This window comes from Cohnella lubricantis (genome assembly GCF_014212015.1).
In the GTDB taxonomy this organism is placed as follows: domain Bacteria; phylum Bacillota; class Bacilli; order Paenibacillales; family Paenibacillaceae; genus Cohnella; species Cohnella lubricantis.
This window is the reverse complement of the sequence record NZ_JACJVN010000023.1, coordinates 35,496-49,359: the sequence shown is the minus strand read 5'-3', so window position 1 is coordinate 49,359 and position 13,864 is coordinate 35,496. Positions and strand designations below refer to the sequence as shown.

13 protein-coding genes are annotated in these 13,864 nt (G+C 54.4%); 1 reads left to right on the top strand and 12 read right to left on the bottom strand.

Going from position 1 to position 13,864, the window contains the following annotated elements; all coding sequences use genetic code 11:
• Positions 1-100: 100 nt before the first annotated feature.
• Both H4Q31_RS05845 and H4Q31_RS05840 read right to left on the bottom strand, forming a co-directional pair.
• The gene (locus H4Q31_RS05845) at positions 101-787 is read right to left on the bottom strand and encodes a sugar transferase (protein ID WP_376698219.1); all 687 of its coding nucleotides are present in this window, start codon (positions 785-787) and stop codon (positions 101-103) included.
• Positions 788-979: 192 nt separating this feature from the next.
• Positions 980-1,450 (bottom strand): PilZ domain-containing protein, encoded by a 471-nt coding sequence (locus H4Q31_RS05840; protein ID WP_185178140.1) that lies wholly within the window; start codon positions 1,448-1,450, stop codon positions 980-982.
• Between the two features lie 233 nt (positions 1,451-1,683).
• Between H4Q31_RS05840 and H4Q31_RS05835 the strand changes: the two genes are divergently transcribed.
• Positions 1,684-2,064 (top strand): helix-turn-helix domain-containing protein, encoded by a 381-nt coding sequence (locus H4Q31_RS05835; RefSeq protein ID WP_185178139.1) that lies wholly within the window; start codon positions 1,684-1,686, stop codon positions 2,062-2,064.
• An 87-nt stretch (positions 2,065-2,151) separates the two neighbouring features.
• On the opposite strand, the gene H4Q31_RS05830 is transcribed toward H4Q31_RS05835, so the two are convergent.
• The 10 genes from H4Q31_RS05830 to H4Q31_RS05785 all read right to left on the bottom strand — a co-directional run bounded on the left by H4Q31_RS05830 (position 2,152) and on the right by H4Q31_RS05785 (position 13,864).
• Positions 2,152-2,316, bottom strand: coding sequence for a hypothetical protein (locus H4Q31_RS05830; protein ID WP_185178138.1), 165 nt, complete (start codon positions 2,314-2,316; stop codon positions 2,152-2,154).
• Between the two features lie 163 nt (positions 2,317-2,479).
• Positions 2,480-3,706: an acyltransferase family protein gene (locus H4Q31_RS05825; protein ID WP_185178137.1), complete on the bottom strand. Its 1,227-nt coding sequence runs from the start codon at positions 3,704-3,706 to the stop codon at positions 2,480-2,482.
• Between the two features lie 25 nt (positions 3,707-3,731).
• Positions 3,732-4,760 carry an NAD-dependent epimerase/dehydratase family protein gene (locus H4Q31_RS05820; RefSeq protein ID WP_185178136.1) on the bottom strand — a complete coding sequence of 343 codons (1,029 nt, stop codon included), beginning with the start codon at positions 4,758-4,760 and terminating at the stop codon, positions 3,732-3,734.
• On the bottom strand, positions 4,757-5,827 hold the full coding sequence (locus H4Q31_RS05815; protein ID WP_185178135.1) for an acyltransferase family protein: 1,071 nt from the start codon (positions 5,825-5,827) through the stop codon (positions 4,757-4,759). The genes H4Q31_RS05820 and H4Q31_RS05815 overlap by 4 nt, the downstream gene beginning before the upstream one ends.
• On the bottom strand, positions 5,796-8,072 hold the full coding sequence (locus tag H4Q31_RS05810; protein WP_185178134.1) for a glycosyltransferase family 4 protein: 2,277 nt from the start codon (positions 8,070-8,072) through the stop codon (positions 5,796-5,798). The genes H4Q31_RS05815 and H4Q31_RS05810 overlap by 32 nt, the downstream gene beginning before the upstream one ends.
• The gene (locus tag H4Q31_RS05805) at positions 8,069-9,232 is read right to left on the bottom strand and encodes a glycosyltransferase (protein WP_185178133.1); all 1,164 of its coding nucleotides are present in this window, start codon (positions 9,230-9,232) and stop codon (positions 8,069-8,071) included. The genes H4Q31_RS05810 and H4Q31_RS05805 overlap by 4 nt, the downstream gene beginning before the upstream one ends.
• Positions 9,222-10,499: a glycosyltransferase family 4 protein gene (locus H4Q31_RS05800; protein WP_185178132.1), complete on the bottom strand. Its 1,278-nt coding sequence runs from the start codon at positions 10,497-10,499 to the stop codon at positions 9,222-9,224. Before H4Q31_RS05800 ends, H4Q31_RS05805 begins: the two co-directional genes overlap by 11 nt.
• The gene (locus tag H4Q31_RS05795) at positions 10,421-11,602 is read right to left on the bottom strand and encodes a glycosyltransferase family 4 protein (protein ID WP_185178131.1); all 1,182 of its coding nucleotides are present in this window, start codon (positions 11,600-11,602) and stop codon (positions 10,421-10,423) included. The genes H4Q31_RS05800 and H4Q31_RS05795 overlap by 79 nt, the downstream gene beginning before the upstream one ends.
• A complete protein-coding gene (locus tag H4Q31_RS05790; protein WP_185178130.1) occupies positions 11,599-12,477 on the bottom strand; it encodes a glycosyltransferase family 2 protein in 879 nt (292 codons plus the stop codon). Before H4Q31_RS05790 ends, H4Q31_RS05795 begins: the two co-directional genes overlap by 4 nt.
• Before the next feature lie 25 nt (positions 12,478-12,502).
• Positions 12,503-13,864: a lipopolysaccharide biosynthesis protein gene (locus H4Q31_RS05785; protein WP_185178129.1), complete on the bottom strand. Its 1,362-nt coding sequence runs from the start codon at positions 13,862-13,864 to the stop codon at positions 12,503-12,505.

Sequence of the window (13,864 nt, the reverse complement as noted above, 5' to 3'; positions counted from 1 at the left end):
GACTTTCTGATGAGAATACGTCATTAATGAGGGCATGACTGATTCATCTCGGTTATCGCATCTAAATTGTCACATTGGATCCAATCCAACAGTGGATTTCCTAATAAGCGCCCTTCGGCCGAACAATCTGCCAGACTGTCCGCCAGATGATGCGACAATCCAGCCAGAGGCTTTGATGCCGGATATATTGCAAATCCAATTCGATCATCTCGTGGAACGACAGCCGGTTCCGGCCGCTTACTTGCCACAGGCCGGTACAACCCGGGGTAACCGTCAGGCGTTGGAAGTCTCGATCGCTGTATTGCAGCACTTCGCGAGGGAGCGAGGGCCGGGGACCGACCATGCTCATCTGGCCGCGGAAGACATTCCACAGCTGCGGGAGTTCGTCAATGCTTGTCTTGCGAATCCATCGTCCGATGCGGGTAACGCGAGGATCTTCCTTCATTTTGAACATAGCGCCTATCATCTCGTTCTTCTCGAGCAGCTGCTCAAGCCTCTCCTCTGCATCGGTAACCATAGAGCGGAATTTGAACATGCGGAACGGATAACCGTCCTTGCCGACCCGAACCTGGCCGAAGAAGACCGGCCCTCGCGGATCTTCTAACTTGATTAGAATAGCGACGATCAGCATGATTGGAGATGCGATAATCATCGCGAGGAGCGATACCAGCACGTCGAAGGCCCGTTTGCCTAAATCCGTGCGCTCTTGTCGCGACAGCTTCGACTGAACCAGCACTTGGGTATCTGTCTTCCAAGGCGTCTGCATCTCTAACTCTTTGACAGGCATATTCATCCCGAATTTCCCCTTATTCAAAGATAAAGCTTGTCGGGGCATTCAACCCCACCTCACGCCATACCAGCGACGATTGACGTCTAAGGCGCATGGTCGCGCCCACGGCATGGCCGAGTGCCTGCAGTGATAAAGGTGCGGCAGACATTACCTTCGGCACGAGCCGATCTTAAGAAGAGGAATGCCCGATCATACGCGGCAGCCATCCATCGAGTGATACATTCTGGACTTCGCGTCGCTCATGGACCGATACAGAATGTGAATTCTGGACTGGCCCGGCGTGAGCTTGAGAACCAGCTTGTTCAGTTCGCCATGCAGCCTGAGCCGTTGCGCTTCGGACAGCGGCAGGAATCGCATGCCGTATCGGTATGCGGCCTCTTCCGGCTTCCTCCACACGATCTGGCCGATCAATTGCAGGCGATCCTCTCCGGTATCCCATTCCATCTCGAGCCATATTCTCGAGGTGACGGGGAACAGCAACGGCGTGCGGAACCCGCATCCGCCAGGGCTGATATTGAGCAGCAGCAGCGCCCCTGCATGGGTTCGAATCGACATGCCGTTGATCCTGACGATCCGAATGAGCGCCCGAACACCGCCTACAAGCTGAAGCCGAACATGCTCCCGGCGATTACAGCCGGATGGCATCAATTCGCTAGTCATTAGCCTCCTCCGTTCAGTAAAGTTGGAGGTATACATGTGGGTCTTGGCGGCTATACTGTTGTTAAATGCTACGTATTGTAACCATCATGAACCTTACTTTAAGATACATTTAGTATCATGTCAAGCGTGTTTTTTCGAGTAAGCGTTTTATTGTGTGACATTTTGTCTCACTTGAAGAATTCCGAAACAAATCGTATTATGATGGAATTATAGTCAGGGGGGAGTTAATACGAATGAACATTGGGGATCGAATTGCGGAACTCCGGGACGCCAGATCACTCACGCAGGAGCAGCTGGCCTCCTCTCTCGGCATCTCTCGCGCGGCGCTGTCGCATTATGAGAAGAATCGGCGGCAGCCTGATTTTGACACCTTAATTAAGTTAGCGGATGTCTTCCATGTATCGATCGATTATTTATTCGGCAGAACGAATCGGCCCGAGATTACGCTCGACCCGAAGGTCCGGGACTTCGTCGACCAGTTGGAGCTGTCGGATCAAGAGATTCTGGAGCGATTCGACTTGTCGGTTGATGGACGCAAGCTGAGTCCGGATGAAGCCAAGCGCTTCATTGCATTCGTGAGGGCGGAGCGCTTGATGGATACCCCTCAAACATGACCGCGACCCCCTGTCGGTTGGCCGCCAGGGGGTCGTTTTTTGGGCATTTTCACATATGTATGCAGGCAAGTTCGCTTCCGTCTTCCGTTATTCTTCTACTGCAGCTTGGCTCGCAACTTCGTGCCACTTCTGGGAATCTAAACCGAGTTGTTCTAAGATGGCTCGAACATCAATGCAAACCTTCTCCGTTGCATCTCTACTATCCATTAACTCCATCTCCATCCCAATCCCTACTAACTCCTCGGCTTTCATCCCGGGCACACAAACTCCTTATTCTTGAATTTGAAATTGACATACTTTTCAAAACTTAACTTTTTCTATTATACATAGCTAGGTCCAAAGAACCTGTCGCAATATCGGGCTCATAACCTGACATGAGGTTCTATTTTTGTCGAGGGGGAGCGAAAGGTCGGTTTCATAGGATTTTCTTCGGATTAGGCCGGCTTGCGAGCGTTACCGATTCCTTGTGTCGATGTTCCGGGGGAGATGAACGGACTGCCATCACTATAAGAGCGAGCCTTCGACCTAGCGCCATGGAAGGCTTCTCGACGAGTGCCCATGAAGCATATGCGACGACTAGCGACAGGATGAGGGTTAGCAGCATTAGAATCGGCAACGGTACTTTTCCATGAAGAAGATTGATGAGAGTGAACATCACAACCAAATGATAGAGATACAGACTATAAGAGATGTTGCCTAAGAACACCGGTACTCTGGCCGTGAGCAGCTTGGCTGCACGCGTGGAGGCTAAGGCGACAATCATAAACCCCGCAACGCCGACAGCATAGATCTGTTTGCGCAGCAGCATGTCGAAAGGAACGTCGATGCCGAGTTTATTCAATACGGCGATGAACGCGAACGCACAATTGTAGAATAGATAAGACAGCGCTAGCAGACCATATTTGAGAGACTTTCGCAATCCGCGGAACCAATGGACAATCTCCCTCCGGTACTTGGCGAGCAGCATGCCATAGAGAAAATAGGCTAAGAAATGTACACTGTAGGTATAAGCCGACATTTGACCATTGGACTTTTCAAAATCAAACGTATTATTTAGAACCCCGAGGCTGAAGAGTACCAGACAAATCAGCAGAACGATCGGCCAGCGAACTCTCATGAGAAGGAGAACAACAAAAGGAAAAATAATCGAGATTCGCATCTCGTGTATGAGCGACCAGTATACGCCGTTTAATGTATACGTATGAACATCAACAATCGCATAGACATGTTCTAGTAAAATATCCGAACCAATCGTGCCCGACCACTCGCCGTTAAAGACATCCGTCAAAAGATCAGTGCCTAGCAATGGTGAACTCTTCATGCAAATTAGCGCTATGAATACAGACACGACGTATGGGACATAGATTCGGAAGAAACGCCGGATCAAGTACGGACCGTAAGGCTGTGCCTTGCCTTCCAATAGCGGAAGGGAGAGTACAAAGCCGCTCAGTACAAAAAATAGGACGACAGCAGCCGCACCATTGACGAGCATGCCGAACGGAGAATAGGTGTGAGAGAATAACTGTCCGGCAATCGGGCTAAGGAACGACGGCACGATCGCCATATGGTAGAATAAGACGGTCAACGCAGCCAATCCTCGCAGTGCATCTAGTTGGACGAATCTCTCCTTGTGAACCTTCATTCGGCACACTCCTCATTCTCGGTAATCAGGTAATATTCAGGATGCCGCCATACATCTCGTACTGCTTAATAATGCGATGCCATCTCATCATTTCCTGATACCACTTCAGCGTCACTGTCTGATCCTGCTTCGATATCGTACCCGTGACGAGCGCATCGTAGATTTCAAGAACCCCGTCGGCGACCGTGCGTGCCGGTTTCCAATTCAATGCACATCTCAGTTTGTCGAAGTTAACCCGATAGGAGCGATGATCAGGCTCTCCATACCATTCGATCTTCAGATCCGTTCCCAGGGCAGTGGCAATTGCCTTAGCCAATCCAAGCATTTGATAATTATTCTCATTCGACCCTACATTAAAGACTTGTCCGTTAATGAGCTCGGGGTCAGTCGTCAACAGCAGACACATTACATCCGCCGTATCCTGAACATGGACGAACGGTCTCCATTGCAGACCGTCGCGGTTGATCGTGAATACACCTTTCTCCCAGTAAGCAAGCGTCATGGAGTTTAACACCAGATCGAATCGCATTCTCGGGGAATATCCGAATACGGTCGCTTGCCTAAGTACGGTAACGGTAAACTCGGGGCTTGCAAGAGAAAGGATCTCCTGCTCGGCTTTCTCGTTCGCTCTCGCATATGTCGTGAGCGGATTCGTCGGCGATAATTCGTCAATAGCGATTGTCGGATCTTGAAAGCCATACACGCTGCATGAGGACGGTAGAATGTATTGAGCCACCCCTGCCTTGCGAGCCAACCTCGCGGTATTCACTCTGGATAAATAATTGATTTGATAGGTTGCCTCTTGGAACAATTCCCCGCTAGGGTCATTAGAGATCCCGACCAAATCGATTACAGCGTCCACGTCTTCGAATAGACGTTCGCCCATCCTGCGCGTATCCTCTTGCACGACCGTCAAGTTCTCGTGCTCGTGCAGCTTGTCTTGTCCGAAGAAATAACGATCTACCGCTACGACCTCATACCCCTTCCCCAGAAGCTTCGGGACAAGAACACTCCCAATGTACCCGCCTGCGCCCGTTACCAGCACTTTACTCACGATAACATCCCCTTGGATATTTTCGATTCAATTTTCAAGCGGAAGCTTCTCCCCAGAATGAACGGAAAATAATGATTGATGACATAGATAATCGGGAGCAGAAGCAGCAAAGTGACAAATACCTTCGTAAACTCATAAGCGTATGTGTTAGTTATTGGGCCGAATTTAACCAGCAGGCGGCTGACAATAGTGAATAAGGGCAAATGGCCCGCCATGATAATAAGAGCGTTCCGTCCGAGATAGGCAAGCGCCTTGGAACGAATAGCGCTCGACAGCAGCAGGCACAAGACAATACCGCAAATCGCCGCCATATAAAAGTCGATATAATGACCAAGCAGCTTCATGTTCAAATTGACCCTTTGGACGGTGAACGCGATGTTTAATCCTAGAAACAGCAGTCCCCCTATGATTTTCGCTGCTAGAGGCAGCGAGACAAGATAGTCAATCAGGCTCTTAAACAAATGGCCTAGACCGAAGAAGACGACAGCGGTCATCGCCACATCGAGGCTCCAAGGCAGCTTATACGGGTTCACGACGCTGTCCAGGTATCCGAGCAGCGAACAGGTCAGCAGCGTATACAATATGAGAACTCGGCTGCCTGCCAGTCGAGCAATCCAATAGTAAATCACCTCCACCGAGAACAGACAGGTCAAGAACCATAGCGGCAGGTTAAAGTCCATCCATTCTCGGATTCCCGCCGAGTAGAAGATACCGAAGAATTGCCGCATCACGCTTAAATCAGCGTAATAGGCGGAGTCGCCGAAATGGTAGCGAAGCAGGAAATACAGAAAGGAGACGGTCGCGAACGAGACGTAAGGTATGAGGAGCGTTCGCGCCTTCTTCGCCAGAAAGGCGGCAAACGATGGATGAGCGTCCGTTCGATAGAAGAAGCCTGATATGGCGAAGAACAGAGCCATATGGAACGAATTAATGAAGATGCCAATCGGGTCGTATTCCAGCGGCGTATGGGCCACGAGTACAAGGATGATGGCGATTCCTTTTGCGATATCTGCCCATTCCAGCCTCTTGCCGCTATCAATAGGCGACTTCCCGTCCAGGACGAACATCCCCTTTGCCCTTTGATTGGTGCCCTTCCTCTACTAAAATATCGCGAATGAACTCGGTCACGTTCTCGATCTGCGCTTCCTTGTCGAACACGGACAGCTGCTTCGGTACGACAGCGGATTTGCTTCGGACGTCTACCATTGAGACTCGGCTCAGGAAGCCGGCCATCGCCTGAATATAACCGCTCTCCCACGGCTTGCTGCCGGACAGCCGGTACAGCCAGCTTGAGCCGAAATCGTACGAGAGCGGGATTCTCCCCGTCACGATCGGCAGCGAAGCGGCCAAATATTCGCTCAGCTTCGTCGTGTAGCGGAAGCTGCCTACGCTGTCCACGCTCTGCGGCAAGCTTGCCAGATCCATCGCTGACAGTATTGCCGGAACCTCAGCGCGGTCCACACGTCCAGTGAATCGAATTCGGTCGTCTCCCGCAGCCAACTGCTCCAGCTTCGCCTTGCCGCTGCCGTCGCCGACGATGAGCACCGCCACATCGGAACGATTCACGAGCTTTAGAGCTTGAACGAGTTCGTAGCCGTAACAGTAGCCGGCTCGCGAATTCCAGTTCAGCGAACCGACGATGCCAATGACAAGCTGATCGTCGGGTATGCCAAACCGCCGTCTAACGCTGCTCCTGGCATCGCGCCGCTCCTGCTCCGATAGCGTGAACGGAGCCCAGCCCGCCGCCGTCATGGAATACTTCGTGCCGTAGGTGAGCGCGCGCCCGGCCAAATAGGGCGTCCAGCCAATAAATCCGGCAGCTCTCTTATATAGCGCCTTCTCGTACAGGTGGAACATCGGGCCAAGAAGCTTGTGCTTGCTGCCGATATAAGGGCCGACCGCATCCCCGCTGCCGATCACATAAGGCACTCCTGCTATCAGTCTCCCAAGAAGAACCGCCAGCCCTCCCATGAGGCCCGTTCCTTCCATGACGACGAGCGGTGGACGCTCCCTTCGAATGTAACGGAAGATACGCCACAGGTTGCGATGCTTGCTCTGCTTGGAGAACGGATAGAAGTCAGCGGGAACGCGGGATAGAAGCGCTCTTAGCCGGTTCTCGTCATCTCCATGGCTCCCTTGCGTGGCGAATGCCAACACGCGGGAAATGCGCTCACTCTTAAGCCGATACGTCTCTTCGCACAAGTCCATATAGCGACGGGCCATCGATTCCCAAGTCTGCTGAAGCGCCGTCTCTCTTGCCCGCGCGCTCCATTGCCGCCTCAGATCCTTGTCGTCGGCCAGTATTCTCATCGCACGCTTGAGGCCATCGACATCTTCAGCATCGTCCAAGACGATGCCAGCCTCGCCGCCTCCAACTACCATCTCTGACACGCCGGACTGATACGTCGTGATGACCGGCAGTCCCGAAGCCAGTGCTTCAATAACCGCCAATGTGCAAGCCTCGTACCGGGAAGGGAATACGAAGAAGTCCGCCTGTCTCATCACATTCGGTATGTCTTTGCGGAAGCCGAGAAAATGAACGCGCTCCCCTACGCCAAGTTGCTCTGCCAGGTGAAGGAACGGACTTCCCTCCGTCGCCCCCGCAACTGCCAGATGAAGTCCATCGACGTCTCTCAGTGCCTTCAACACCGTGTCTAGGTTCTTCCTCGTAGAGCGAATGTCTCCCGCGAACAACGCGACTGGCACATCTGCCGGCAATCCGAATCTGGAGCTTCCATCGCCACTCGATTCTCGGGGATAGAACTCGTCCGGATCCACTCCGTTCGAGATGACGCAGACGTTCTTGTCGAAGCCCCACCCAGCCAACTCGTCCTTCACCTTCACTGAGACGGCGATCAATCGCTTCGTTCTCCTGAAGGCGATCTTCTCCAGCGCCGCATTGACGGACGTGAACAGAAGCTGATACAAGCCGAAGCCGTTCTTCTTCTGCCGGTACGGGTGAGCCGCCGACTTCAGCCAGGAACCGTGTACGAAATGAACGGCGTTGATATCGCTACGCGCCCAAGTGATGAAGCCGTTGACAAGGATCAGATCGAATTGCCGCCGGGCACGGGCTAGATAGAAGGTGCTCTTTAACGCAAAAATCTGATTCTTAACGAACTGCGACGGCCATCCGTTGACCCCAATCGGTATCCACTTCGCCGACGCGTTATCGAGCAGCTCCGGTGCCACATCGCTCGCGACGAGCGTCAAGCGGTATCCTTGCTCTAGCATTACTTTGGCGATCTCGTAATTGACTCTCGCCTGCCCGTCTCCTTTGATGAATCGATGGTTCACGATACATATGTTCATAGCTTCACCTCGTAGGCTCGTTCCCGCTTCAATTCAGCATCCACGGCTTCCAACCCATCCTTCTTGCTCAGTGCCTGTCGAATGGACCGGAGCAGCGACTCGGCGAACACCGATCCGTCGTACTGCATCGCGTGCTCGCGGATCGCCTCCGGGTCCCAGCTGTAACCTTCGAACGCGCGAAGCGTATCCGCGAGAGACCCGGCATCCTGATGATCGAAGAAGACACCGTTTAATCCAGGAACGATCGTGTCCAAGGCACCGCCTCCGCGGTAAGCGATGACGGGTCTTCCGCAAGCATTCGCCTCGAGCGGCGTAATCCCGAAGTCCTCGAGACCGGGAAATAGCAGCGCCCGACAGCGCTGCATGTATTGAACGACCTGCTCATCCGGCAGACGCCCCAAGAACTTCACCGTGCCGCCGGCGAAGCTCTGCAGCCTGTCGCCGTCCGGCCCGTCCCCGACGACAAGCAGAGGAACACCGAGCTCGGAGCAAGCCTTCACGGCTAGGTCGATGCGCTTGTAAGACACCAGCCGCGAGACGACCAAATAATAATCTTCTGAGGGAAGCGAGCTCACGGAGAACCTTGACACATCGACCGGAGGATAGACGAGCTTCGATTCTCTGCCGTAACAAGCTTGAACACGCTCCCGGACGACGGACGAGTTGGCGATGAGCAGATCGACGTCTCTTGCAACAGTTCTGTCCCAGATCCGCAGCAGCAGCGTCAAGCCCTTTGCCAGCCCCTTCAACAGCGCCGGCAGCCGCATGCCCTCCATATACGCTGAGAAATCCCACGCGAAGCGCATCGGCGTATGGCAATAGCAAACGTGCACAGCTCCGGTCTTAACCGGCGCTCCAATCGCGTAGGCGCTGCTAGAGCTGATCACCAAGTCGTAATCACTCAGATTGATGGACCTGACGGCTAGCGGATATAGCCAGAAGAACTGTTTGAATCGCTTCAGGATACCTGGAATGCGCTGCATCCAAGTCGTGCGGATGTCCGCATCCTGCAGTTCGGCCAGCAGCCGCTCGCGGTCAACGATCGTCGTGTAGATCGGCGCCGATGGGAACAAGCGGTGAAGCACAGCCACGACTCGCTCCGCTCCGCCCATCTGGTTCAAGTAATCGTGCACGATGGCAACTCGCAAGTTAGGATTCATAAGAGTTCCTCTCCCGCAGCTCCGCGTTCCGCAATCGATCGGGGCGATAGATCGTTCCGTAGACGGCTTCGACTCGCTCCGCCGTCGATTGAATGGTGAACTGGCTTCCGACACGCCTCTTCGCCGTTGTGACCAATCGTTCTCGAAGCGGTTTGTCCGTCAGCAGCCTGGTCACGCAAGTCGCCAGCGCCTTCACGTCCCCAACCGGGTACAACAGTCCGCTAATGCCGTCCTCCACGATCTCGGGCACGCCGCCCGCATTCGTCGCCGCGACCGGCAGCGAATGCGACATCGCTTCGATCAGAACGCGGCCGAAAGGCTCATTGTCCGAGCATAGCAGGAGAGCGTCTGCCGCTCGGCAGATGGCTGAGACATCTTGGCGGAATCCCGCGAATCTGACTCTGCCGCTCAGGCCAAGCTCCTCCGCCAAACGAACGAGCGAATGGCCATATCGGACGTTCTCTTCACGGAATTTCGCTTCGCCTACAACCCACAGATAGACGTCATGCCCTTGCGCGACAAGCTCCCCGGCGGCTCGGATGGCGTCCTCTTGCCTCTTCCAAGGGGCAATCTGTCCGATAATCGCAATCGCCTTGGCGTCAGCAGGCGTATCAAGCTGCAGCCTAATATGTTCGCGGCTGCGCGATTCGGCGGCGGGCTCGTCGTCACGAGGGAGTTCCACTCCGTTAGGAACCAAATGAAGCTTACTCCCTAAGATTCGATGATCGAACTTGTCCATGACCGCCTTGGAAATATTGAGGATCGCCTCTACTCTTCGCGCAGCCAGCCGCTGGATTCCCCGCCCAATCACGCCCGCGGGAGGAATATCCCTCACGTGCCAGATGACCGGCCGCCGGTGAAGCCAGCGGAACAAAGCCGCGATGATGCCGGCTCTCAGCGAATTGGCATGGACCAGATCAACGCCGCTGTTGCGTATCGCCAGCGCGAACCGAAGCCCTGCCCCGAACATGCCGATGATGTCCTTCGCGATTCGCAGCGGATTACTCGACAGCTTCGCGCGGTAGCTTGCGATCGGCGAGACCTCTATGCCGAGCACCGCCGCGCGCTCAAGCAGTTCACCAGCTGGCGCGAACACGATGGGCGTTGCCTGCTTCAGGTGCTTCGCCGTCAGGAGCAGGCTGATCTCCGCTCCGCTGACAACGCTCGTATGGTTGTAGAAGGCGACCTTCATCCCGTTCTCCTTCCCTTCCGTTCCTGAATCGCCTGCTCGAAGATACCGGTTACCGTTCGCGCGACCCGCTCCCACGTATAATTCTCCATCACGAACCGGCGGCATTGCTCCCGGTCGGGCACTCGTAATGTTCCTTCAGCCGCTGCAGCGATCTTATCCGCCATCGCCTCCGGCTCTCCGCTCGAGAACAGCAGATCATCCGACAGCTTGGACAAGATCTCCACCGTTCCGCCGCCAGGCGTTCCCAACACTGGCGTTCCACACGCCAATGCCTCTACAGTGACAAGTCCAAAGCCCTCAAGCGTGATCGTCGGCACGACGGCGATGTCGGCGGATTGGTACCATTCGACCAACTCTTCGTTCGACACCCGCCCCAGCAAGCGTACGGACCCGCGGAGACCGAGCGCATCGGTCAAGCGCTGAAGCTCAGCCCGCATCGGACCGTCCCCGGCGATGTAGAGCGAGACATGTTCGGCACGGTCCGCCGCCAACGCCATCGACCGAATCAATCGGTCGATTCCCATCCTCGGCACGAGCCTTCTCGCGCAGAACAATACCAGCTTGTCTGCTGGGAGCCCCAGTTTGTGACGGACGAATGCCCGATCCTTCGCGGGATGGAAACTGTCTGTATCCACCGCGCCTGGAACGATATGAATGCGATCGCCTGCAACGCCGTAATCGTCCCGCAATATCGTCTTGAAGTATTCGCTGAGCACAATGAAGCGGTCTGAACGGCGGTAGGACAATGATTCGATCTCTCGCTTCACTCGGTATCTCATGCGTTGGCTCCAGTCGCTGCCGCCTTCCTGATAACGGGATTCCTGCGCCCATGGACCATGGAAATGCGTGACAATCGGCACGTCTACGGGAATCAAGCTTCGGCGCAGAAGCGAAGCATACAGGGCAAAATGAGGGTTCAACACATCGTAACGCCCCTCTGCCAGCTCCTTGCGCACTTGCGTGCGAAACGCCATCATCCTGCTGAGCGTGCCGCCGCCTATACCCTCTAGCACTTCTCTCACGTATGCCGGCGCGCCGGTCGGTTCGCCCGACGCGGTCATGAATCCCGTCATTCGATGTCCCGAAGCCGACATAGCGTGCAAATAATCCGCGAAATATCGGTTAAGCCCCCCAGGCGTATGATCGATCCAACCCATCCCTGTCGATAGTATGTTCATAGCGCTCCCTCTCGTGCCCCGTATCGTTTGCGATGGGCCCGTATATATCGAATAGAGCTTGCAACGCCGCGCAGCGATTCCCGAATTCCTCGCCCTCCGCCCGTCTTCGCTCCGTGAAGAATGGCGTGGAAGATGCCGATCGCAAAAAAAGAAACGGCCTTCAGCCATTTCTTCTCGGTGTAAAAGTATCGTTTGAACGTGACGTACAGCCTCGAGGAGACGATATGCGGCTTATAGTAATCGCGGTTGATCTCCGATGGATCGTGGTAATTGACAGCCTTGTCGAGCAGCGCGATTCGATAGCCCTTCGCGACGGCCCGGGTCGCAATGTCCACCTCTTCGTACCCATAGATGAGGAACTCATCGAAGCCGACCTCTCGAAATAACTCCACTGGGAAAACGGTGCTATTAATAACGATGGTCTTCATCGCATCGCCGCTGCCATATACCTTAGACTGGAACCCCAAGAAGGTTTGGTCATGCGGATATATTAAGCTGCCCCGCTTGTTCTCGATGCCCGTCACGACCCACTTGGCTCCGCCAAGGCTGTCATATGCCTCCAGCGCTTGAGTAGTTAGCCTCAGAAAGTCCCGGTCGACAACGACATCGTCGTCGATGAACAGCACATGCGTGCCCGTGACATGACTTAACGCGTGATTGCGATTAGCCGCCAGCCCTCTTCGAGGTCCTGCCGTATACTTCACGGACGGGAACCCTTCCTCGACCAGATGGCGCGAACGCATATCTGTACTGTCGTCGGAAACGATGATCTCGTAAGGCAGCGCCGCCGACCGCATCAGCGATTGCAGCGCTTGAATGAGATCATCCGGCCTGTTCCTCGTGCAGATGCAAACAGAGATTCTGCATTCGGCCATGGATACACTCCTCACATCGCCATAATTAATTTGCGCGATTGGCATCCAACCGCACCTTCTTCGGCTTTCCGGCGAATCGTAAGCCCAAGCCATACAGCTCCCGGACATCAGCTTGTTTCGGAATCAAGTCGGGTATCAAAATACGTTGGATACTTTTGGCATACCAGATGATTCGGACGATGAAGCCGGCAAGGAAGCCCATAACCGAAGAGAAAGCGGCGCCGTTGATGCCCCACGCCTGAATCGTGAACGCCATGCTGCCTAACGTTACACCGACTAGCACAGCAGAGGCGACCGTGTTGTGCAGCGTTCGCCCGACGCTATTCAAGGCGTTGCCCAGCATATCGGACAATCCTCCAAACAAAGCGTTAGGCAACAATATCAAAGCGGGAATAATCGCTGCACCATAAGGATTACCGAAGAGAACCGGGATAAGCATCGGTTCAGCCAAACCTAGAAGGACAGCGCCAATCACCGTGCTTAGCGCTGTCAGCCTAAACATTTTGCACACCTTCTCATGCAGCAGCGAGCGCTCCTCTTGCACCATGTTCGGGAAGCTCGTCATTCCGACAGCCCGCGGAATCGCCCACAACACACCCGTCGCGCTGGCGGCAGTCTGATAGAAGGCAAGTGCGGCAGGCGTTAAGGAGAACAGGAAGATCTGCGTCCCGCTTCCGCCAAGCACGTTCATGACCGCTCCTCCATATGCCTTGAAGCTATACCAGACGGACGCCTTGAACAAATCTTTACGGAACCGTCCGAGATTCCTCAGGTAAGCGCGGGATTGCCAAAGATATGGAAGCGTGGCCGAGAAAGCGACGATTGTCGCCGTAAGCAGGCACAGGTAAATACTGAGAGTGCCGAAGCTATAATAGAAAAGCCAGAGAACGGTAAGGGTGAGCGGCAGCCCAACCCGAATGACGTTAATCAGCGTAAATCGCTGCTGTGCGGCTAGTACGCCTGACAGCATGCTCGTAATAGGGCCCGTGAAGGTTGATGCGTAGAACAAATACGCAGCCCAACTCTCCCGATCCGTTAGGTGCCCTTTCACCGTCCATTCAGTTATTAAGGTGACCAAGACGGCAACAACGAGACCGGTTCCCCCGCTCCATGTCAGCAGGGTTGCGAATAGATCCTTCTTTTCCCCGTCCTGACTCTTCCCCCACATATACACTGTCGCAATATAGATGCCCACGTCGCATAGACCAAGCACGAAGCCGTTCCACATCGTAATTCCTAAATAAAGCCCTCGGTCATCGGGTGTGAGGCCTCGTGACAATATAATGGCAGAGAACACGCTGATCCCCATGACGCCGAACAAGCTCGCGAACGTCTGAGCCGTTCTCGCCAACAAGGAAGACTCGCGCAAACCGTTTAAGACACGCAA